The sequence below is a fragment of the Halorubrum sp. SD690R genome (assembly GCF_005435035.1).
Taxonomy (GTDB): Archaea; Halobacteriota; Halobacteria; order Halobacteriales; family Haloferacaceae; genus Halorubrum; species Halorubrum ezzemoulense.
On record NZ_SGTV01000002.1, the window covers coordinates 1 to 19,904 of the forward strand.

General features: G+C 68.9%; 20 protein-coding genes and 1 pseudogene. 14 read left to right on the forward strand and 7 right to left on the reverse strand.

What is annotated here, in order from left to right:
* Window positions 1–310 precede the first annotated feature (310 nt).
* Window positions 311–1,174, reverse strand: a complete 864-nt coding sequence (locus tag EXE41_RS01380) for an inositol monophosphatase (RefSeq protein WP_089308329.1) — start codon at window positions 1,172–1,174, stop codon at window positions 311–313.
* A 117-nt stretch (window positions 1,175–1,291) separates the two neighbouring features.
* Between EXE41_RS01380 and EXE41_RS01385 the strand changes: the two genes are divergently transcribed.
* Window positions 1,292–1,549 (forward strand): hypothetical protein, encoded by a 258-nt coding sequence (locus EXE41_RS01385; protein WP_137690117.1) that lies wholly within the window; start codon window positions 1,292–1,294, stop codon window positions 1,547–1,549.
* Window positions 1,550–2,078: 529 nt separating this feature from the next.
* On the forward strand, window positions 2,079–2,663 hold the full coding sequence (locus EXE41_RS01390; protein WP_137690118.1) for a transcriptional regulator: 585 nt from the start codon (window positions 2,079–2,081) through the stop codon (window positions 2,661–2,663).
* A 103-nt stretch (window positions 2,664–2,766) separates the two neighbouring features.
* On the opposite strand, the gene EXE41_RS01395 is transcribed toward EXE41_RS01390, so the two are convergent.
* A complete protein-coding gene (locus EXE41_RS01395; protein ID WP_137690119.1) occupies window positions 2,767–3,366 on the reverse strand; it encodes a hypothetical protein in 600 nt (199 codons plus the stop codon).
* A 447-nt stretch (window positions 3,367–3,813) separates the two neighbouring features.
* On the opposite strand from EXE41_RS01395, the gene EXE41_RS01400 reads away from it, so the two are divergent.
* A complete protein-coding gene (locus tag EXE41_RS01400) occupies window positions 3,814–4,401 on the forward strand; it encodes a transcriptional regulator (protein WP_137690120.1) in 588 nt (195 codons plus the stop codon).
* Entirely contained in the window at window positions 4,398–4,955 is a 558-nt protein-coding gene (locus EXE41_RS01405; protein WP_199240847.1) for a hypothetical protein, read from the forward strand. The genes EXE41_RS01400 and EXE41_RS01405 overlap by 4 nt, the downstream gene beginning before the upstream one ends.
* A gap of 38 nt (window positions 4,956–4,993) precedes the next feature.
* On the opposite strand, the gene EXE41_RS01410 is transcribed toward EXE41_RS01405, so the two are convergent.
* From EXE41_RS01410 to priS, 3 genes are all read right to left on the reverse strand, one after another.
* The gene (locus tag EXE41_RS01410) at window positions 4,994–6,244 is read right to left on the reverse strand and encodes an MBL fold metallo-hydrolase (RefSeq protein ID WP_137690207.1); all 1,251 of its coding nucleotides are present in this window, start codon (window positions 6,242–6,244) and stop codon (window positions 4,994–4,996) included.
* Between the two features lie 105 nt (window positions 6,245–6,349).
* Window positions 6,350–7,480, reverse strand: a complete 1,131-nt coding sequence (locus EXE41_RS01415) for a hypothetical protein (protein ID WP_137690121.1) — start codon at window positions 7,478–7,480, stop codon at window positions 6,350–6,352.
* A 10-nt stretch (window positions 7,481–7,490) separates the two neighbouring features.
* Window positions 7,491–8,654, reverse strand: coding sequence for a DNA primase small subunit PriS (priS, locus tag EXE41_RS01420; RefSeq protein ID WP_049930344.1), 1,164 nt, complete (start codon window positions 8,652–8,654; stop codon window positions 7,491–7,493).
* A gap of 313 nt (window positions 8,655–8,967) precedes the next feature.
* On the opposite strand from priS, the gene EXE41_RS01425 reads away from it, so the two are divergent.
* From EXE41_RS01425 to EXE41_RS01455, 8 genes are all read left to right on the forward strand, one after another.
* Window positions 8,968–9,192, forward strand: coding sequence for a hypothetical protein (locus EXE41_RS01425; RefSeq protein WP_049930346.1), 225 nt, complete (start codon window positions 8,968–8,970; stop codon window positions 9,190–9,192).
* A gap of 117 nt (window positions 9,193–9,309) precedes the next feature.
* A complete protein-coding gene (locus EXE41_RS19170; protein WP_167373080.1) occupies window positions 9,310–9,456 on the forward strand; it encodes a hypothetical protein in 147 nt (48 codons plus the stop codon).
* Window positions 9,457–9,941: 485 nt separating this feature from the next.
* Window positions 9,942–10,217, forward strand: a complete 276-nt coding sequence (locus tag EXE41_RS01430) for a PadR family transcriptional regulator (RefSeq protein ID WP_004597247.1) — start codon at window positions 9,942–9,944, stop codon at window positions 10,215–10,217.
* 131 nt (window positions 10,218–10,348) lie between these two features.
* Window positions 10,349–11,668, forward strand: a complete 1,320-nt coding sequence (gene gatD, locus EXE41_RS01435) for a Glu-tRNA(Gln) amidotransferase subunit GatD (RefSeq protein WP_049930348.1) — start codon at window positions 10,349–10,351, stop codon at window positions 11,666–11,668.
* Window positions 11,665–12,720 (forward strand): GNAT family N-acetyltransferase, encoded by a 1,056-nt coding sequence (locus EXE41_RS01440; protein ID WP_137690122.1) that lies wholly within the window; start codon window positions 11,665–11,667, stop codon window positions 12,718–12,720. The genes gatD and EXE41_RS01440 overlap by 4 nt, the downstream gene beginning before the upstream one ends.
* Window positions 12,717–12,929: a hypothetical protein gene (locus EXE41_RS01445; RefSeq protein ID WP_006112952.1), complete on the forward strand. Its 213-nt coding sequence runs from the start codon at window positions 12,717–12,719 to the stop codon at window positions 12,927–12,929. The genes EXE41_RS01440 and EXE41_RS01445 overlap by 4 nt, the downstream gene beginning before the upstream one ends.
* Before the next feature lie 80 nt (window positions 12,930–13,009).
* A complete protein-coding gene (locus EXE41_RS01450) occupies window positions 13,010–14,287 on the forward strand; it encodes a DUF6498-containing protein (RefSeq protein ID WP_137690123.1) in 1,278 nt (425 codons plus the stop codon).
* A 62-nt stretch (window positions 14,288–14,349) separates the two neighbouring features.
* A complete protein-coding gene (locus EXE41_RS01455; RefSeq protein WP_137690124.1) occupies window positions 14,350–15,441 on the forward strand; it encodes an A24 family peptidase in 1,092 nt (363 codons plus the stop codon).
* 360 nt (window positions 15,442–15,801) lie between these two features.
* Here EXE41_RS01455 and dnaG read toward each other — a convergent pair whose 3' ends face one another.
* The gene (dnaG, locus tag EXE41_RS01460; protein WP_137690125.1) at window positions 15,802–17,418 is read right to left on the reverse strand and encodes a DNA primase DnaG; all 1,617 of its coding nucleotides are present in this window, start codon (window positions 17,416–17,418) and stop codon (window positions 15,802–15,804) included.
* Between the two features lie 177 nt (window positions 17,419–17,595).
* On the opposite strand from dnaG, the pseudogene EXE41_RS01465 reads away from it, so the two are divergent.
* Together EXE41_RS01465 and EXE41_RS01470 are read left to right on the forward strand one after the other, a co-directional pair.
* Window positions 17,596–17,835 (forward strand): annotated as a pseudogene (locus EXE41_RS01465) (DUF3311 domain-containing protein); the annotation flags it as partial.
* Window positions 17,836–17,924: 89 nt separating this feature from the next.
* Window positions 17,925–19,409, forward strand: a complete 1,485-nt coding sequence (locus EXE41_RS01470) for a sodium:solute symporter (protein WP_086215837.1) — start codon at window positions 17,925–17,927, stop codon at window positions 19,407–19,409.
* A gap of 42 nt (window positions 19,410–19,451) precedes the next feature.
* Here the strand turns inward: EXE41_RS01470 and EXE41_RS01475 are convergent, their stop codons facing one another.
* Window positions 19,452–19,886: a DUF1810 domain-containing protein gene (locus EXE41_RS01475; protein WP_137690126.1), complete on the reverse strand. Its 435-nt coding sequence runs from the start codon at window positions 19,884–19,886 to the stop codon at window positions 19,452–19,454.
* Window positions 19,887–19,904 lie beyond the last annotated feature (18 nt).

The following is a 19,904-nucleotide window of genomic DNA, read 5'->3' on the forward strand; positions in this document are numbered from 1 at the left end:
GGGCGGGACTCGAAGGGGCAGTCGCGAGGACGACGCAGGCGACGTAAGCACCGCAGCGAGTGAGCGGAGCGAACGAGCGAGGAGCGCAACGAGCGTGCGTCGTCCTCGCGACTGGGGCTTCGGCGGTGTTCGCCGTCGATCCGCCACCAGCCATTTATAAACAAGCGACTGTGGCTTCGGCGGTGTTCGCCGTCGATCCGCTATCAGCCAGTTATAACTGAACGGATACGGCGGCTATCCACCGATCGGCGACCTCGATTTATCACCTAACGACTCGGCACCGACCAGCAACGACTACGGACTCCGTTTATCAGTCTGATTCGATCTCGTTCGCGGCCGCGAGCACCTCGTCGTGGAGTGCGCCGTTCGAGGCGACCAGCCCGGTCGAGTCGTGCCGCCAGCGGTTCCCGTCCAAGTCCGTCACGCGCCCGCCGGCCTGCCGGATCGCGAAGACGCCTGCCACCGTGTCCCACGGGTTCGCCGCGACGTTCGTGATCGTCCCCTCCAGCCCGCCGGCGGCGACGGTGGGCAGGACCACCTGCGCCGCGCCGAGCCGGCGCATATCGCCGAAGCGGGTGACAATCGCCTCGCAGGCGCGGGCGTACTCGTCGCGGGCGTCGTATTCCCACCAGATCGTCGGGTCGACGGTCGCGTGCCGGGTCTCGGTCACGCCGCTCACCGCGATCGGCTCGCCGTTGCGGTACGCGCCCTCGGCGTCGGCGATGTAGGTGTCGCCGAGCGCGGGCGCGACGATCGCCGCCGCCACCGGCTCGCCGTCGACGACGGCGGCGACCGCGGTGGCCCACACGCGGATGTCGCGGACGTAGTTGTGGGTTCCGTCGATGGGGTCGATCACCCACGCGGGGCCCGACTCGGGGACCGTCTTGCGCTCGTCCTCTTCCTCGCCGACGACCGCGTCGTCGGGGTACGACTCGCGGATCGACTCGATGACGGCGCGCTGGGCGGCGCGGTCCGCCTCGGTCACCACGTCGTCCTCGCCTTTCGTCTCCACCGCGATGTCGCTCCGGAAGCCCTCGTTCGCCACCGCGGCGCCCGCCTCCGCGGCACGCTTCGCGACCGCGGCGCGTTCGTCGACGTCGCCCGCGCGGGCCGCGGGAGCGGGGACTTCCTCGCGCCCGCCCGAATCGGCGCCGCGCTCGTCTGCGTCGGTCATGCGCCCAGTCGACGCCGCCGCGGAGTATAAACGTCGGTTCGACGCGGGGCGCGAGTCGAAATTAACTCAGTTCTGAATCCGAGTACATTTAAGTAGGTCGGAGTCGGACAATTGGATATGAAACCCGAGGAAGCGGTCCGTCAGCTCGAGTACACCATCGACGCCTCGCTCGACGAGATCGGTCAGCGCGCCGCCGCCGGCTACCGGCCCACCTTCGAGCGCGTGGCCGAGCGCGCGGACGGGAGCGCGGTGTACGACCTCGCGGGCGAGCTCTCTCAGGAGGTCGTCGACGGCTCCTGTCCCTCGCCGGCGGAGGCGAACGCGGTCGCCGAGCGCGTGCTCGACGACTGGGCGTACACCGACGGCGGGGAGTAAATCATGATACTCTTGTCAGAAATTCATTCGCCGGTATATGTGTTTATAGATACAAATAAGTGAATTATGCCGCTTATTTCTGGTGTAACCGATGTACAAGAAGAAAAATTAATTATGTATACTGAATAGAGTGAGTGGGCCTTGTTTAGACGCGGTGTAGATCGTGTTCTACAGTCGGTGTCCAACGAACGAGATCGGGTAGAGAGCTACTCTCAGAGTGATTCGGTTCACCCAACAGAGCAACTAACCGCAGTCGTCGGGAGCGTCTAAACAAGGCCGAGTGAGTGTCTGTTAGTTAGAGGTATTGGTTCTCGAAGCGTAGAACGAGATCTCAGATGGGATTTTTCCGGTACCACTGTCATTCCTCAACCGGCCGTAGGGTCTCACAAAACCGGACAATTCCGATATTATCTGATTAAGTACTTTCCCGCTTTGTTTGGTGTCCCGTATCCAGTAATGTTAAACGCCGAACAGGAGATCGCCACCGCGGTCTCGGCCGGCGTACGCCACACGAGGCTCTCGGCGACCGATGGGAACGACAAGCGACGTATCGCTGCCGGAGGAAACCATCTTCAAACTGCTCGCGAACCGCCGCCACCGCTTCGCAATCCACGCGCTGAAACGCACCGGCGGGCCGATGGATGTCGCCGACCTCTCGACGCGGGTTACCGCGTGGGAGTGCGGGATCGACCCCGAGACGATCGACCACGACGACCGCCGGAACCTCCACACGGTCCTCACGCGCACCCACCTGCCGAAGCTCGACGAGTGCGACGTGGTGGAGTACGACGACGAGGCGAAGCTCGTCGAGCCGACGCCCGCGCTCGACGACCTCGACGTGTACATCGAGGTGTTGCGCGGGCGCGAGATCCCGTGGAGCCTCTACTACGTGGGGCTCGCGGTGCTCGCGGGGCTCGTCCAGGTCGCCGTCGCGGTCGGCGTGCCGGGCTTCGCCGCGCTCGACGCGACCGCCGCCTTTGTCGTCACCTTGTTCGCCGTCTCCGCGCTGCTCCACTACTACTACGACGAGGGTGCTCGGTTGGGGAATCTGGAGAAACCGCCCGAACTGCGCGAGCGGGAGTGGCGGAGAAAAAGTATTGTTATTATTTTATAATCCTCAAATAAAATCTTTATTTAAAGATGATTCAACACCGACAGAAGTATACACAACTAATAAATTTAAATAAAGTCAAGATAAACTCAAAATAAGAGTCTAATTACGAAGTCGGAGTAGAGGTATTGCTTCCGTAGGGGCCGTCCTCGTCCGTAACGGCAAAAATAATCTCTCCGCCCGGCACGCTATTCAGGTCTCGTGCGTCGATTGCCACACCGACTAGCGTGGAGTTACCGGAGTCGAGTCCACCTGCACTCGCGTTAGTTGTCTCGTAGCCACCGTAGTTGTCCCAACTTGGGTAGAAGCTGTCTTCAGGGTAATTTCCGCTGTACTCATCGTACACCTCTTTCGGCACGAAGTGCCACCGCTCGGGGTTGGCTAACCCTGATTTATCGATGGTTATGTCAAGATCCTCCGGACCGTTGTTAGTCATCCTGAACACTCCGTCGAACGTCGACACGGAATCGGCATTGATACCACTCCCACCGTTCCCGTTGTTCGCGAAGTTCAGTTCCATCTGCTTGCCGTTCGTCTCTGCGTACGGTGACGTGTCCTCCAGACCCAGGTACGCACTCCCGTCCCCGGCCACGTTAACACTGACACTCCGGGTCGCTTCGACGCTTGCGAAAGCGCCGGTCCCCATTGCGGCTGCCCCACCGGCAGCGAGCGATCCTGCACCGATCACGAATTTACGTCGGTCCATGTCGTATCTCACCTGTGTTCACGCACCCCTGCGACCCGTCGTCCGGACCGGGAGTGCTTGGATATCCCATGTAGGGAGAGGTACTTCGTTATGAAATTCTCGACACGTTCGCGAGCCGCTCTCGATGCGTGACGTGGCCCGCTCGATTACTTGAGGGCACTCCTCGTCGCTCGAATCGAGGTCATCCTGAACCCGTACAACGTAGTCTTAGACCGCTTCAGGGAGTCGTCTTGATAAACAACGACTCCTTGAAGATCGGTCAGATGTACATACTGGGTTTCAGTCACTCCTCGCCTGACCGGTGATCTGTCCCTGTTAACATCATATAACAAATATTAACAGGTTAATTATCCCACCTATTTATGCTATTACATCTCACACGCTACAAGCGAGAATCGCCGGTTATTGGGAGACGGTCGGCGGCGCAATACCAGGGTGGCCACACTGATGCTCTCTACAACGACCACGACGGACCGACCGAGCCGAAACGGGGGTGAACTATCTGAGGACGAGGTGTTCGAGGTGCTGTCGAACCGACGTCGCCGCTTCGTCATCCACGCGCTCAAGCGCGCGGAGGAACCGATCGACGTCTCGGATCTCTCCACGCACGTCACCGCGTGGGAGCGCGGCGTCGATCCGGAGGAGGTCCGGTACGAGGACCGACGGAACGTGTATAGTACTCTCCAGCGGACGCACCTGCCGAAACTGGAGGAAAAGAACGTGGTCACGATCGACGACGAGGAGAACCTCGTCGCGCCGACGCCCGAACTGGAGGCGCTCGACATCTACGTCGAGGTACTCCGGAGCAGAGAGATCCCGTGGAGCCTCTACTACGTCGGGCTCGCGGGCCTCGCCGCTTCGCTCCTGCTCGCCGTCGCTACGGGAACGCCGGGGTTCGCCGGGCTCGAAGCGATCGACGTGGGAGTGTTCACCGCAACCGTCTTCGGAATCTCTTCGGTCGCTCACCACGTGATCGGCCGCCAAGCACGCCTCGGAAACACGGAGAAACCGCCCGAAATCCGCAAGCGCAGATGAGCACCGCGACCCGGACGCCGACGGCCAGCGTGCGGCCGCTCCGCGCGCTGAGCCTCGTGCTCGCGTTCGCGGCGGCGATCGGGCTGGTCTTCGGCACCGCCGGGTTCACGACGATGGAGGCCGACCGCGGGCTCTCGGTCAACGTCACCGACGACGAGAGCGCGTACCTCGGCTACGCGCCGCTCTCCGGCGAAGTCCACGACGGAGAGCCGACGTCAGTCGTCGAGTACCGCAATCAGTTCGGCAGCGACCTCAATGATTTCGACGTCGATGTCTCGATCTCGGACCCCGGATCGACGGACGCAACGATCGAGTCCGTCGGTCCGCCGCTGTCTCTCGACGAGGGAACCGCCGCCGCGGTCGACGTCACGCTGCGCTGTCCCGAGGAGGAGACCGTCTCGCTCGTTTTCGATGTCGACGGGAGCGGCGACGGCGTCAGCGTCTCGCTGAGCCGGGTCCGCTCCGTGACCTGCGTTCCGGCGGAAACGCAGCCGGCGGGAGGCCGACACGCCGGCGCCTCGAACGCGTCCGCCGCCGACGGACGCGACGACTGACTCCGCTCACGGTACGACCCGCACGCGGGCCGACCTGCTCACAGTTCGATCCGCTCCCCGATCTCCGGCGCGCTCGCTTCGAACCCGCCCTCGCGCAGGTCCGCGGTGAACGCCTCGCAGCGGTCGCCGTGGTTCACGATCACCGTCGCGTCGCGGTAGGAATCGAGGAACCCGAACAGCCCGTCGCGGTCAGCGTGCGCGGAGAAGTCGTACTGCTCGACGCGCGCGCTCACGGGCATCACGCGCCCGTCAATCTCGGCGCGGCCCGACTCCAGCAGGTCACGTCCGGGAGTCCCCTCAACCTGATACCCGGTCATCGTGATCTTGTTCACCGGGTTGGCCCGGATTGCGGGGATGTACGTCATCGCGGGGCCGCCGGACAGCATCCCGCTGGTGGTGACGATCGCCGCGTTCCCGTCGGCGATGCGCTCGCGCTGTCCGTCGCGACCGGTGACGAAGCGCGCGTGCGACTTCGCGCGCCGAAGCGCCTCAGGGTCGCGAACGAACCCGGGGTACCGCCGTAGCATCTCGGTCACTTCCTTCCCCATCCCGTCGACGTAGCATGGGATGTCGTGGGCCGCACAGACTAACAGCAGCTCTTGGGTGCGCCCGATGGCGAACGCCGGAACGACGACGGCCCCGCCCTCCCAGAGGGTCGTCTCGACGCTCTCTGCGAACCGCTCTTCAACGCGGCTCCGTTCGTCGTGTTCCACGTCGCTGTACGTGCTCTCGCAGACCACCACGTCGGCGTCGGGGCGCGCCGTCGTCCCCGCGACCAGCCGCTGGTCGTCGGTGTGGAAGTCGCCAGTGTACAGCAGCTGAGTGTCTCCGTCGTCGACGAGGACGTGCGCCGAGCCCGGAATGTGCCCGGCCGAGAACAGCGTCACCTCGTAGCCGCCGCCGTCGATCCCGCCCGCGACCGGGAAGGGGTCGCCGTAGCCGTGTCGCATCTCCACTTCGCCCAACCGCGCGACGTGCTCGGCGCCGAACGGGCACAGCGGGCTGTTCCCGTGGAGCTTCAGCGTGTCCTCGGCGAGCGTCCGCGCGAGCTCCCCGGTCGGCGGCGTCCAGTGGATCGGCGGGCGGCGGTCGCCCTTCAGCAGCGCAGGGACCGCGCCGACGTGGTCGAGGTGTCCGTGCGAGACGACGACCGCGTCGGGCTCGGGATCGCGAACCGGGTACTGCGGCGGCTCCGCGGTCATCAGTCCGTAGTCCACGAGCAGCGCGTCGTCGACGAGGAGGGCGCTCCGCCCCACCTCGCGGGCGCCGCCGAGGAACTCGATCTCCATCGAGGGACCGTAGCGGCCGCTGGCGTTAGTGTCCGTCGGTCGGTCGAGCGGCGCTGTCGACCGCAGTGAGTCACTCACTCGGGCGACCGACCTCGCCGACCGCGGTCAGTCGATCCGCTCGGCGGCGTCGCGCTGGACGAGCGGATCGACGTTCTCGACGGGCAGTGAGACCACGTCCTCGCTCGCGAGCTCGTACTCCCGCTCGTCGACGCCGAAGATCGCTCCCACGTCGCGGGTGATCCGCACCGTGGCTCGCTCGGTGGGCCGGTCAGGCTTCGAACCGGCACCCGGCTCCGCAGCCGCGTCCGATCCGCCCCCTGCCGGCGACTCGGGGATCGCTCCCCCGTCCGTCGTCGCGCCGGGGTCGGCCCCCTCGTCCGTGTCTCCCGCGGGGCGATCGCCCGGGACCGTGCCGCTGTCGCCGATCGCGCTGTCGCCGATCGTGTCGTCGGCGTCGGCCGCGTCGTCGGCCCCGATCGCTCCCGGAGGCGCCGGTTCGGGGGGCACCGGCGTCGGACCCTCGCCGCCGTCGGACGCGGACTCGGGGTCGGGCGCCGGGCGGTCCTCGTTCGGCTCCGGCTCGGCGTCGGCGGAGGAGTCTCCCCCGTCGCCGCCCATCGCGCCGGCGAGGGCGCCGGCGTCGCCCGACGCCGTAGCGGCGTCCGACGGCTCGGGTTCCGGGTCGGCGGGAGCCGTGTCCGCGTCCGACGGCTCGGGGCCACCGTCGGGTGAGTCGGTGTCTGCCCGACTCGGGTCCGGCGTCCTCGCTTCGGGGGCCGAGGACCCCTCCTCGGTCCCGAGCGGCCGGTCGTCGCCGTCCGCGGTCGCGGACTCGTCCGGGACCGGCGACTCGCCCGCGAGCACATCGAGCACCGCTGACTTGTTCGCGCTGATGCGCTCGACGAGGTCGTCGAACAGCCGCCGCTCCTCGGCCGTCATTCCCTCCTCGTCGACGGACATGTCGGCCGCGGCGAAGGAGGCGAGCTTGACGACCTTCCCGACCCGGCGCTCGTAGAGCGCCTCGGCGACCTCCTCCGCGGTCTCCACCTCGTCGGAGAGCCGTCGGACGTCGTCGTCGGAGAACGGGTTCTCGACCTGCTCGGCGCGGCGGTCGCGCGCGGCGCGCAGGTCCGCGACGTACGCGCCCACGTCGTCGTAAAACGAGTCCCGCAGGTGCTGGAGGCTGTCCTTCCGGCGCTCCTTCGCCTGCGCGGATCGGAGTTCGTCGAGGTTCATTTGTCGTCGGTCATCGTTCGGGAGCTTTCCGCGCCTCGCCGCGGGCCATCAGGAAGGCTCCCGCGAACTCGGGCACGGTGTTTCTACCGGATTCAACTCTGACGCGCTCGCCGTTTAATTCTACCGTCCGATCCGCGTCCGTCTCGATCCGGATCTCGCGGCCGACGAACCGGTCCGGGACCGCGTCCCGGAGCGGGTCGAAGTCGGCGAGCTCGTCGCGGTCGAGCGGCGTGACGACGAGCGCGGAGCCGCCGTGGAGCGTCCCCGGGAGCCGGATGAGCCGCCGGGTATCGGTCGTCACCGGCTCGTCGATCGGCGCGGCGTCGGTCGCGGCGACGCGCGCGGCGAGCGCGGAGACGAGCCGGCGGACGCCCGGCCCGCCGGCCTCCACGTTGCCCTCGCGCACGGCGGTCGGGTTCCGGTCAAACGCGCCGAGGATCGTCTCCGCGCGCCCCTCGCCGATCCCGTCGAGTTCCATGAGGCGCTCGCGCGCGGCCTCGTCGCCCATCTCGCGGAGGTCGTCGGCGTACTCGACCAGCGCGTCGTGAACGCGCGCGCCCCACCCGCCCTCGGTGCGGAGGACGCGCTTCGTTGTCCCCCGCTCGGAGACCGTCCGGATCAGTCCGTCGCTGTCGAGGTCGATGGCGCGCACGTAGTCGACGATCTCGCGGCGCGCCTCGCTGTCCAACTCCCGCACGCTCTCGTCCCGGACGTGGACGTGGTAGCCCCGCCCACCGGAGAAGACGACCGTCACGTCTTCGAACGCGAAATCGTCGTCGATGAAGTCCAGCAGCCGCACGAGCGCGTCCTTACATGCCGCCAGCATCTCCGGGTAGGAGGTGGTCTCGGGGTCGACGCCGGGGAGGTGGTCGGCGTCCAGGTCGAAGACGAGGTCGGCGTTCCGCCACCCCTTCTGCCCCATCGTCGTCGCTCCGGGGTCGTCGTAGCGCGCGGCCGAGAAGTAGGCGTGCCGGGGCGCGTTGTCGGCGAAGAAGGTGTCCACGTCGCCGAGGTCGTACAGCGACTGGTGACGGACCATCGTCGTCCCCGATCCGGGGGTCCACGGGATGTGCCCCCACTCGCGGAGGTTCGCGTCGGGGGGGAGCGACAGCGACACCGACCGGTAGTAGTCGCCGAACCGCCCCCGGAGGTACTCGCGAGTCCGGTCGTCCATTCGTCTCCTCTCATATCCGCGGTCGACGTATCAACGTTACCGTTCGCCGGTGTCCGCGACAGTACTCATCGAAAAGACGCGGCGGCGCGTGGCGACGAGCGCTCGAAGAGCGCGAGCCGCGAGGCTGGGGAGGCGTGGGGCGCTGCGCGGTACGGGCGCGGCCCCGCGGCTGGGAATTTGCGGTGTCCTCTGTCGAACTACGATCGATATGTGTAACCAGGCGGCCGTGATTTGGCCTCAGGCCCTCTCCTCGTCACTGACCGTCGACAGCATTTAGTCCGGCACCGTCGTCGGCCGAACACGGCCGGTCCCCATGCTCGACGAGACACTCGACCTGCTCATCGACGAGGTCGCAAAGCTGGTCCCCGATGTCGTGTTGGGCGCGATATTTCTGGTGACCGGTCTCCTGACGGCGATGCTCGGTGTGGCGACGCTTCTCGGCGTGGCGACGGTCGGGTGGTCACCGCGGTTCGGCGGGGTACTGACCGCCGTCGGCGCACTCCTCGTGGTCGGCGTGGTCGTCTGGTGGTATCGATGACCCTCCGGATCCGGTGAGCCCTCAGTCAGTCGCGAGAGTCTCGGCGACGGCGCCCCGTCAACCGCTCGACACCCTTCCGGCCACAACACTATCCGGGACCGCTCCGTACCGAGTGGTATGCGTTCGGAAGAGGAGATCAGAGAGCAGTACGAGTTCCTGCGCGAGCAGTTGGACGACGAAGAGATGAACCACCGCGGCGTCGAGGAGCTGTTCGCGCACTACAAGCGCGCGCTCGGCTGGGTGTTAGAAGAAGAACACATGTGAGCGGCGTACAACACGTTTATTACGCTCTACCTGCTATCGTCAGGTGACGCTTCGTCTGGAGGGCCGAAGCGTCAGCGGGGACCAATCGGCAGGCTCGACGCGGCTTTTTTCCGCGTCGGGCGTGCCTTCTTCGAGCGCTACTCCGACAGCGTCCGGCATATCCTGCTTCGATAGCGCCTCGCACGCCCTGATCCGATAGCGCCTCGCCTCCGTCTCGTCGCGCCCGATCGGAGCCGCTCGGTTTCTCTCCGATCGGCGCCCTGCTCCGACAGCCAGTCGTTCCTGTGAGCCGCGGGCTCCGGGCACGTATCAGGTAACCGTAACGACTTCCCATCGCCGAATACCCGCTCTATTTCGGATGACAGTTACGGAGTTGACAGAACGAACCCGTCGGTTACGGAGGCGTAGGTGCCGCCGGCTGGTCGTATGAGGACAGATGTAACGGTATATTTATTTATTTTCGGATAATATGTCTAGGCAGTCGTATGTATGACCTCACAGGTTTTCAGCGAGACCTGCTCTACGTGATCGCGGGGCTCGACGAGCCGCACGGGCTGGCCATCAAGGAGGAACTCGAAGAGTACTACGAAAAGGAGATCCACCACGGCCGCCTCTACCCGAACCTCGACACGCTCGTCGAAAAGGGGCTCGTCGAGAAGGGCCAGCGCGACCGCCGCACCAACTACTACACGCTGACCCGCCGCGGCCGCCGCGAGATCGAGGCCCGGACCGACTGGGAAGCCGAGTACATCGAGCACTGACCCGGCCGCCCGCCGCTCCCGCACTCGGTCGATAGCCGTCGGCCTCTCTTCTTCCTCGCCGTTTTTGCGACGCTCCCGTCGCGCCGCCTCGAACGGTTGGATTCAAGTCCGCCCCGGCGGAAGCGGAGCGTATGCAACCGGGAGATCGCGTCCGCGTCGAGCGCGGGGGCGTCACCAACGAGGGCGTACTGCTCCCCTCCACGACGCGCGACCACCTCGTCGTCAAGCTGGACGGCGGCTACAACGTCGGCATCGACCGCGAGGCGGCGGATGTCGAGGTGCTGGACTCCGCCGCCCGCGAGGTCGACCCTGCGGCCGAGACCGACGACGAGGCTGACGCCACCTCCGAGATCACCTTCGACGAGGACCTCCCTACCGTCTCGCTCATCTCCACCGGCGGGACGATCGCCTCCACCGTCGACTACCGGACCGGCGCCGTCACCGCGCAGTTCGACGCCGAGGACGTCCTCCGCGCCGTCCCAGAACTCGCCGGGCGCGCGAACTACCGCGGGCGCGTCGTCGCGAACATCCTCTCGGAGAACATGGAGCCGTCCATCTGGCGCGACCTCGCCGACGCGGTCGCCGAGGAGATCGAGGCCGGCGCCGACGGCGTCGTCGTGATGCACGGTACCGACACGATGCAGTACTCCGCGTCCGCGCTATCCTTTATGCTCGACTCGCCCGTCCCGGTCGTGTTCACGGGGAGCCAGCGCTCCGCGGACCGGCCCTCGTCGGACAACGTGATGAACGCGGTGTGCGCCGTCGAGGCCGCGAAGGCCGAGCATAGCGAGACCCTCGTCTGTATGCACGCCGACCCCTCCGACGACGCCTGCGCGCTCCACCGCGGCACGCGCGTCCGCAAGAATCACACCTCGCGCCGGGACGCCTTCGAGACGGTCGGCGCCGCGCCCCTCGGGCTGATCGACTACGAGCGCGCCGCGGAGGCGGGCGCCGACGGTGACGCGGCCGACGCTGCGATCGAGTGGAACCGCGAGCCGCGCTCGCGGGGCGGAACCGACGGGAGCGACGCGGCCGACGGCGACGCGATCGCGCTTGAGCCCTACCTCGACGGCGACGTGGAGCTGGTGAAGTTCACGCCCGGAATGGACCCGGCCGCGTGGGCGTACCTCGACGACAAGGACGGCGTCGTGATCGAGGGCACCGGGCTCGGCCACGTCCACACCGACCTCATCCCGCGGATCGAGGAGCTGGTCGAGGGCGGGACTGTCGTCGCGATGACGAGCCAGTGCCTCGAAGGTCGGGTCTGCGACCGCGTGTACGACACCGGCCGCGACCTGCTGGACGCCGGCGTCGTCGAGGCGGGCGACACCCTCCCCGGAACCGCGAAGGTGAAGCTGATGTGGGCGCTCGCGAACCGCGCGGACCCCGCCGACGCGATGACGCGTGACCTCGCGGGCGAGCTGACAGAGGAGTCGCGGCCCTGGCGATGAGCGAGGCAGCCGACGAGGCCGACGCAGCGCCGACCGTCGTCGTCCGCGAGGCGCGCCCGGCCGACGCCGACGCGGTCGCGGCGTTCACCCGCGACACGTGGGGCGAGCGCCACGAGGACTACATCCCTCGCGTGTTCCCGGAGTGGGCCGCGTCCGACGACCCGGACTGCGGCACCTTCGTGGCGACGCTCCCCCCGGACGCCGCCGACGTGGGCGACCTCGACGGCAGAGACGCGGGCGACACGCACGTCACGGGCGACGGAGACGGTGCCGCCGACGCGGGCGACCCCGAGGCGGTCGTCGGCTGTATCCAGGGCGCGCTCCTCAGCGAGTGGGAGGCGTGGGGACAGGGGATCCGCGTCGACCCCGCCGCGCGCGGCCACGGCGTCGGGACCGCCCTCTCGGAGGCGGTGCTCGACTGGGCGCGCGGACGCGGCGCGACCGTCTGCCGCAACATGGTGTTCTCGTGGAACGTCATGGGACTCGGCCAGTCGCGCGCGGTCGGCTTCGACCCCGCGACGGAGTTCCGGTTCGCGGAGCCGGCGCCCGACCCGGACGCAATCGACCGCGACGCCGCCGGTCTCGACCGTCTCCCCGACCCCGACCCGAACGCGGCGTGGGCGTTCTGGAGCGACAGCGCCGTCCGCGACCGCCTGCGCGGCCTCGCGCTCGACCCGGACGAGTCGTGGGCCTGCTCCTGGCTCACCCGCGACGAGCTCGCGACAGCGACCGCCGAGGACCGACTGCTCGCGGTCGCCGACGCCGACGCGCTCGCCGGCTTCGCCGTCCGGACCCGCGTGACGGAGCGCGAGGTCGACGGCAAGCCCACGCGGACCGCGGTCTACGGCGTCGCCGCGTGGCGCGACGTCGACGCGGCGGGCGCGCTGTACGACGCGATCGCCGCCGACGCCGCGGCGGCGGACGCCGACCGCGCTCGCGTGCTGATCCCCGAGACGGTCGAGCACGTCAGCGACACCGGCGCGAACCGCGTGCCGGTCGCGGCGGAGCCGGACTTCGTCATGTGCGCCGACCTCACCGGTGGAGACGGATGACCCTCTTCGGTCTCGCTCTCCCGTGGTCGCTGCCGCTCACGCTCGTGATCTACGGCGTCGTCGTCGCCGCCGCGGTGTGGATCTACCGCGACGCGAGGGCGCGCGGGAGCCGCTACGCGGTCGTTTGGGCCGCCTCGACGCTCCTCTTCACGATCGTTCCGGTGCTGGCGTACCTCTATCTCCACCGCGACGTCGGTCCGGCGCGCTAAATTGGTCGCGCGCGGCACCGGTCCGGGCCCCCTGCCGAACCCCCGGCCGCTTATGTACGCCGACCCGGAACGACCGACGGATGCCCTCCTCTCGCCCGCCCGACGGGTTGCGCGCGCTGGCCCGCGGCCGTCGTCCCCGAGTCCTCTCGGTCGCGCTCGCGAACCTGCTCCCACTCGTCGGCGTGGTCTCGCTCGGCTGGAACGCGGCCGCGCTGATGACGCTGTACTGGTTCGAACTCGGGATCGCCTCCGGGTGGGCGCTCGTCCGCGCGCTGTTCGCCGGACGCCCGTCCGAGATAGAACGCGACGGGCTGCTCATCGGCCCGCTCGCACAGCGACGGGTCGCCCTGTCGATCCCGTGGACCGGCGTTCAGGTCCGGCTCTCGTCGCTGCTCGTCCTCCCCGTCGCCGCGCCGATCCTCGCGGTCGTCTGGCTGGTCGTCGGCACGCTCACGGTCGGCGTCGTCGTCGAGGAGGGGACCGTCTCGACCGTGGTCGACACGGTCGCGCTCGCGACGCTCGCCCTCTTCATCGGCGAGGGGGTCACGACGCTCGTCGAGTACTTCGGTCGCGGCGAGCACCGGGATCACAGCGCGCAGACCGCGATCCAAGGCGTGTTCGCTCAGGGCGCGGCGATCTTCTTCGGCGCGCTGTTCACCGTCACGATCGTCGGCGCGGGAACGCTGGAGGAGGACACGCCGATCTCCGCGATCGATCCGGACGCGATCGGGATTCCCCTCCTGCTCGGCATCGTCGCGGTGAAGTTCGCTTTCGACCTCGCGAGCCTGTACGGCGACAGACTGGCCGCGTTCGACGAGTCGTCGTCGCTCGATCTGGGGCTCTCCTACGACCCGCCCGCGGCCGAGCCGGTCGACGGATCGCTCGCGAAGCCGACCGAGACGGTCCGCCAGCCCCGCCGCGCTCGCCTCGCCGGGGCGCTGACGACGCCGCTCGGCCACCCGGGGCTCTGGTACGTCAGCGGGGGCCTCGCGCTCCTCGGCCTCCTGTTCGCGTTCGGCGGCGACTGGGGGACCGTCGCCCTCCTCCTCGCGGCCGCGGTCGCGGTCCCGCTCGCGCTCGCCGCGCTCGACCACGAACTCCGGCACGGGCTCGTCGAGTACCGCGCCGGCGACGGCGCGCTCGTCGCGCGCGACCACCTGTCCGGCGCGACGATGTGGCGCGTCGAGCCGTGGGACGAGACGGATCTGCGGGTGGAGCGCCGGCGGCTCGACCGGCGGCTCGGGACCGAGACCGTCGTGATCGAACTGCGCGACGACGAGTACCGGATCCCGGGCCTCGACGACCCGGAGCCTGTCCTCGACGTGTTCGATCGGCGGCCGGACCGGCCGGACGGCTGACGGCTATCGATATCGATACGCGAACCCGAACGCCTAATTGGTCCCGTCTCGCCCGTGGAGACATGGTTGCGACGCTGCCGGACCTCCTCCGACTCGTCGTCGTCCCCGTGTTCGCGTGGGCGGCGATCCGGGACGTCCGGACCCGGCGCCTCCCGAACAGGCTGTGGCCGCCGCTGTACCTGTTCGGCGCGCTGCTTCTGGTCTGGGAGATTGTGACGATCTGGCCTCTCGGGGGGTTCGTGGAGATGCGATTCCTGGTGCGAGTCGCGATCAGTCTGCTTTTCGTCGCGCCGCTGGGCTACGCGTTCTGGTACCTCGGGGCGTTCGGCGGCGCCGACGCCAAGGCGATGATCGCGCTCGCGGTGCTCTTCCCGACGTTCCCGGCGTACGACCTCGCCGGGGTCACGCTCCCGCTCGTCGACACCCAGCTCGGCGTGTTCTCGCTGACGATCCTCACGAACACCGTCCTCCTCGGGCTCGCGTACCCGGTCGGCCTCGCCGTCTTCAACCTCGTCCGCGGCGAGGCCTCGCGGCTCATGTTCTTCGCGCGACCGGTCGCGACCGACTCGCTGCCCGACCGGCACGGGCGGCTGTTCGAGGACCCCGACGGGCCGACCCGGAACGGCCTCGATCTCGACGCGCTCCGGATGTATCTCCGGTGGCGCGGCCGCACGCTCTCCGACGTGCGGGCCGACCCCGACGACCTCCGCGACCCCGCCTCGGTCGGCGAGACGTTCGCCCCGACCGACGGCGGGACCCACGTCGGTCCGCGGACCGACGGGGGGCGCGCAGTTGACGACGCGCCCACCGACGGGGGGCGCGCAGTTGACGACGCGCCTACCGACGGGGGGCGCGCAGTTGACGACGCGGCCCCGGACGGCGGGCATGCGGCCGACGCGGAGACCGACAGCGACGCCGACCGCGAGTCCGACGACCCGTGGGCGGCAGAGCGGTTCCTAGACGAGATCGATCACGGCGCGTACGGCACCGACGCCGCGACGCTCCGCGAGGGCCTCGACGTCGTCGCCCGCGAGGACCGCGTGCTGGTCTCGCCCGGGATGCCGTTCGTCGTCCCGATGGCGGTCGGACTCGTCGCCTCGCTGACGTACGGCGACGCGCTGTTCGCGGCGCTGGGCGCGCTCGGGCTGGTGTGAGCCGACACTGACGACGCCATTTATAAACAGATGAGCGGTGCGGCGGCGCGTGCCGACGAGCGGCCGCAGGCCGCGAGTCGCGCGCGCGAGGGAGTCGCTGGCCCCGGAGCGAAGCGGAGGGCGCCAGCGACGAGGCCGGGGAGGCGTGAGGTGCGGCTGCTGTGCGTTCGGGTGAGACTCAAAGGGGCAGTCGCGATTCCCGCTCGCTTCGCTCGCGGGAATCGCGGCTGGGGCTTTGGAGGCGTTCGCCGCCGATCGCCAATCGCTCTTTTATCGGCGAGCAGCTGCGACTTTAGCGGTTTTTACCGCCGATCGGCGATCGACGATCCGTAAGCGATCAACGACGACCTCCCCGTCTCGCTAGCTCCCAGCGCGGAGGGCGGCCGCCGTCAGTACCCGCGTTCCGACCGGGCGCTTCACGAACTCCCCGAGGTCGCGGCCGACGAGGTCGCCGACCCCGCGCTGGGCCGCCACGTCGAGCAGCCGCTGGTCGACGGTGCCGTCGACAACGACGGCTCGCGGCGCGGGCTCGGCCCCCTCCACCGCGTCGAACGCGTCTCCCGCGTCGACCTCATCGACGACGCCGAACTCGTCGCCGAGGAGCCGGGCGCGGCCGGTCTCGCCGTCGACGACCTCGTCGACGTGCGCCGCGATCGACCGCGGTTCGTCGTGCTCGCCGGTCGCGCCGTCCGTCGGTTCCTCGTTCGCGGTCGCGCCGTCCGAAGGTTCCTCGTCCGCGGTCGCGTTGTCGCTAGCCATCTCGTCCGCGGTCGCGTCGCCTCCGGACACCTCGTCGGTCTCTCCGGCGGCGTCGTCCGCGACGGTGTCGGTACCGCCGGCTTCTTCGGGAGTTGACGCCGAATCCGCCGGTTCTACTTCGCCACCGGAGGCGGACGCGCCGCTCGTTCCGGCGGCTTCGGCGTCGGCGTCCGTCGCGTCGCGCGATTCGGTCGTCGACCCGGCAGTCGGCGGCTCGGTCGATTCGGGCGACGGGTCGACCGCGTCGCCGCCCGCGGAACCGCTCGGCACCGCGCCGCCGTCGCCGACGCGCGCGGCCGACTCGGGACCGTCGTCGTCGGGTGCCACGTCGTCGGTAGTCGTCCCGTCGCTGACGGACGCCCCGTCGCCGTCCTCGGGATCCTCGTCGCCGGCGGCCGCTCGGAGATCGCCGGCGTCCGCGAGGCTCGCGTACGGGACCTTCCCGCGGAGCGCCTCGAAGACGGCGTCGCGGTCGAGGTCCTCGACGGACTCGCCGGGCGGCGCGAACGCGACGTAGTCCACGTCGCCCACCTGCGCGAGTTCGCGGAGGATGAGCTCCCCGCCGCGGTCGCCGTCGAGGAACGCGGTGACGGTCCGGTCGGCGGTCAGCTCGGCGACCGCCTCGGGGACGTTCGTCCCCTCGACCGCGACGGCGTTCTTGATCCCGCAGTCGAGCAGCGTGAGCACGTCGGCGCGGCCCTCGACGACGATGACGGCGTCTGAGTCGCCGACGCGCGGCCCGGCCGGGAGCCCCTCGTAGTCGACGATGCCCTCGACGCGGGCGGCGTCGCGCACCTCGTCTAACACGTCGCTGCTCGCGAGGCTCGTCTCCTCGAAGCCGCCCGCGATCAGCTCCTTTGCGCGCTCGACGACCTCGCGGCGCTTGGCCGCCCGTACGTCCTCGATGCTCGTCACCTCGACGGAGGCGTGACAGGGGCCGATGCGATCGATCGTCTCCAGCGCGGCGGCCAGGATCGCGGTCTCGACCTTGTCCAGGCTCGACGCGACGGTGACCTCGCCGAACGACTGGCCGTTCTCGGACTCGACGGAGACGTCGATCCGACCCACGCGCGAGGACTCCTGGAGGTCCCGGAGGTCCAGCTCGTCGCCGAGCAGCCCCTCCGTCTGGCCGAACACCGCCCCGACGACGTCGCTCCGCTCGACGACGCCGTCGGCCGCGATGGTGGCGTGTATCAGGTATTTCTCTGTGTCTTTCATGAGTGGTGAATGGTGATAGCGGGCGGTAGCGCCCGTCCGTGTATCGTTGCGCTCCTCGCGGAAAATAGCTATCGCCACGTCCCTCCGGCAACAGTTATCGAAGAAAATTTCTCTCCGATATGTGTGTTCGAACTCATTCGATAGCTCTTTGTGTTTATAGTCGTAGTTTCATTGTACATGACGCGCTTACGGAGCGATCTCGTTTGGATACCGACGTTCGCGATACTCGTTGCGTTCGCGGTGCCGTGGCCGCTGTGGGGCGTCGACCGCGTCGCCGCCGGGCTCCCGGTGTGGATCTGGTGGCACGTGGCGTGGCTCGGGCTGTGTGCGGGCCTGTTCGCGCTGTTCGTCCGGAGCGGCGCGTGGGAGCGCGGGATGGGCAGGCGGGCGGGGACCGACGCCGTGGCCGCAGATTCCGCGGCCGCCGACACCGTGGCCACAGATTCCGCCGCCGTGGACGGCGCGACGAGCCACGACCCGTCGGAGCCGACCGGGGGTAACCGCCGGTGACGCTCGGCCTTTCGCTCGGCGTCGTCGTCGGCTACCTCGTCGTCGCGCTCGCGCTCGGCCTCGTCGCGTACCGCGTCTCGGAGACGACCGCCGAGGACTACTACCTCGCGAACCGGTCGATCGGCACGCTCGTGCTGCTCTTCACGACCTTCGCCACCCTGCTGTCGGCGTTCACGTTCTTCGGCGGGCCGAACCTTGCCTACCGCGCCGGCCCAGAGTGGCTGATCGTTATGGGGACCTTAGACGGCGTCCTGTTCGCGGTGCTGTGGTACGTCATCGGCTACAAGCAGTGGCTGATCGGCGCTCGTAACGGCTACGTGACGCTCGGCGAGATGCTCGGCGACCGCTTCGGCTCGACCGGGCTGCGCGCGCTGATCGCCGGCGTCAGCCTCCTGTGGCTGTTCCCGTACGTCATGCTCCAGCAGATGGGCGCCGGGGAGGCGCTCGTCGGCCTCACCGACGGCGTCGTCCCGTACTGGGGCGGCGCGGCGCTCATCACTGGGTTCATGATCCTCTACGTCGCCGTTGCCGGACTCCGCGGCGTGGCGTGGACCGACACGCTCCAGGGGCTGTTCATGCTCTCCGTCGTCTGGGTCGCCGCGGCGTGGGTCGTCTCGGCGCTCGGCGGCGTCGGCGCCGCGACCGGGGGGATGCTGGCGGCCCGGCCCGAGTTCGGGGGCTTCGGCGGCGGCGCGTACACGCCGGAGTTCATCGTCTCCACGGCGATCACCATCGCGTTCGGAGTGACGATGTTCCCGCAGATCAACCAGCGCTTCTTCGTCGCGAAGTCGGCCGCGACGCTGAAGCGGTCGTTCGCGCTGTGGCCCGTCCTCGTCTTGCTGCTGTTCCTCCCCGCGTTCATGCTCGGCGCGTGGGCGGCCGGGACGCCGGTCGAGGTGCCAACGGATGCGAACGTGCTCCCGGTCGTGCTCGGCGAGTACACCCCCGCGTGGTTCGCCGCGCTCGTCGTCGCGGGCGCGATGGCGGCGATGATGTCCTCGTCGGACTCGATGCTGCTCTCAGGGTCGTCGTACTTCACTCGCGACCTGTACCGACCGCTCGTCGACGCCGACGCCTCCGAGCGACGCGAGGCGTGGATCGCGCGGATCGGCGTGGCGGCGTTCGCGACGCTCGCGTTCGCCGCGAGCCTGTTCCGCCCGGGGACGCTGATCGAGGTCGGCGACACGGCGTTCTCCGGGTTCGCGCTGCTCGCGCTCCCCGTGATCTGCGCGCTCTACTGGCCGCGGACGACCCGCACGGGGATGATCGCCGGCGTCGCGGTCCCCCAGGCGGCGTACCTGCTCGTCGTGCTGTCCGCCGTCGTCGGTGCCGTCCCGACCCTGCCGAAGACGGTCCTCGGCGGCTGGGACGTTGCGCTCGGGCTGATGGCGCTGTCCGGCGCGCTCACCGTGGGGGTCTCGCTGCTCACTGCGCCGACCGAGGAGGGCGACGCCTCGCGGTTCGCGGTGGCCGGGGACTGACTCGGCCGATCCCCGTCGGTCGGGGTTCGACCGCCGTCGGTCTCACTCGTTCCGCAGGAACCGGAGCGTCTTCGGATCGGGCCCGTCGTAGTACCGGTCGAGCGCGGTCCCGAACGGATCGTCCCCGTCCGCGACCGCGTCGAACAGCGTCATCGACGACCGGAACTTCAGGTCGTCCGGCGACCCGAACACCTCGCGGGCCGACCGCCCCTCCAGCCCGTTGACGATCGCCGTACACTCCCGCAGCCGCGGCCCCAGCGTCGGGTGCGCGAGGTACGCGGTCGCCTCCTCGCGGGAACCGATCGCGTAGCGCTGCGACCTCCGACTGGTCCCCAACCCCCCGACCTGCGGGAACACGAACCACATCCAGTGGCTCCGCTTCCGTCCCGCGCGCAGTTCCCGCTTGGCCGACTCGATCACGCCGGCCTGCGCCTCGACGAACCGTCGGAGGTCGTGGGAGTCGTTCGGGTCGGCCATCTCCTCGGGGACGTTCTC

What these genes read in the sequence shown, in the direction of transcription:
- EXE41_RS01380 (WP_089308329.1), bottom strand. Translation starts at nt 1,174, where the DNA reads ATGACCGACGCAGACGAGCGCGGCGCCGATTCGGGCGGGCGCGAGGAA.
- EXE41_RS01385 (WP_137690117.1), top strand. Translation starts at nt 1,292, where the DNA reads ATGAAACCCGAGGAAGCGGTCCGTCAGCTCGAGTACACCATCGACGCC.
- EXE41_RS01390 (WP_137690118.1), top strand. Translation starts at nt 2,079, where the DNA reads ATGGGAACGACAAGCGACGTATCGCTGCCGGAGGAAACCATCTTCAAA.
- EXE41_RS01395 (WP_137690119.1), bottom strand. Translation starts at nt 3,366, where the DNA reads ATGGACCGACGTAAATTCGTGATCGGTGCAGGATCGCTCGCTGCCGGT.
- EXE41_RS01400 (WP_137690120.1), top strand. Translation starts at nt 3,814, where the DNA reads ATGCTCTCTACAACGACCACGACGGACCGACCGAGCCGAAACGGGGGT.
- EXE41_RS01405 (WP_199240847.1), top strand. Translation starts at nt 4,398, where the DNA reads ATGAGCACCGCGACCCGGACGCCGACGGCCAGCGTGCGGCCGCTCCGC.
- EXE41_RS01410 (WP_137690207.1), bottom strand. Translation starts at nt 6,244, where the DNA reads ATGGAGATCGAGTTCCTCGGCGGCGCCCGCGAGGTGGGGCGGAGCGCC.
- EXE41_RS01415 (WP_137690121.1), bottom strand. Translation starts at nt 7,480, where the DNA reads ATGAACCTCGACGAACTCCGATCCGCGCAGGCGAAGGAGCGCCGGAAG.
- priS (WP_049930344.1), bottom strand. Translation starts at nt 8,654, where the DNA reads ATGGACGACCGGACTCGCGAGTACCTCCGGGGGCGGTTCGGCGACTAC.
- EXE41_RS01425 (WP_049930346.1), top strand. Translation starts at nt 8,968, where the DNA reads ATGCTCGACGAGACACTCGACCTGCTCATCGACGAGGTCGCAAAGCTG.
- EXE41_RS19170 (WP_167373080.1), top strand. Translation starts at nt 9,310, where the DNA reads ATGCGTTCGGAAGAGGAGATCAGAGAGCAGTACGAGTTCCTGCGCGAG.
- EXE41_RS01430 (WP_004597247.1), top strand. Translation starts at nt 9,942, where the DNA reads ATGTATGACCTCACAGGTTTTCAGCGAGACCTGCTCTACGTGATCGCG.
- gatD (WP_049930348.1), top strand. Translation starts at nt 10,349, where the DNA reads ATGCAACCGGGAGATCGCGTCCGCGTCGAGCGCGGGGGCGTCACCAAC.
- EXE41_RS01440 (WP_137690122.1), top strand. Translation starts at nt 11,665, where the DNA reads ATGAGCGAGGCAGCCGACGAGGCCGACGCAGCGCCGACCGTCGTCGTC.
- EXE41_RS01445 (WP_006112952.1), top strand. Translation starts at nt 12,717, where the DNA reads ATGACCCTCTTCGGTCTCGCTCTCCCGTGGTCGCTGCCGCTCACGCTC.
- EXE41_RS01450 (WP_137690123.1), top strand. Translation starts at nt 13,010, where the DNA reads ATGCCCTCCTCTCGCCCGCCCGACGGGTTGCGCGCGCTGGCCCGCGGC.
- EXE41_RS01455 (WP_137690124.1), top strand. Translation starts at nt 14,350, where the DNA reads ATGGTTGCGACGCTGCCGGACCTCCTCCGACTCGTCGTCGTCCCCGTG.
- dnaG (WP_137690125.1), bottom strand. Translation starts at nt 17,418, where the DNA reads ATGAAAGACACAGAGAAATACCTGATACACGCCACCATCGCGGCCGAC.
- EXE41_RS01475 (WP_137690126.1), bottom strand. Translation starts at nt 19,886, where the DNA reads ATGGCCGACCCGAACGACTCCCACGACCTCCGACGGTTCGTCGAGGCG.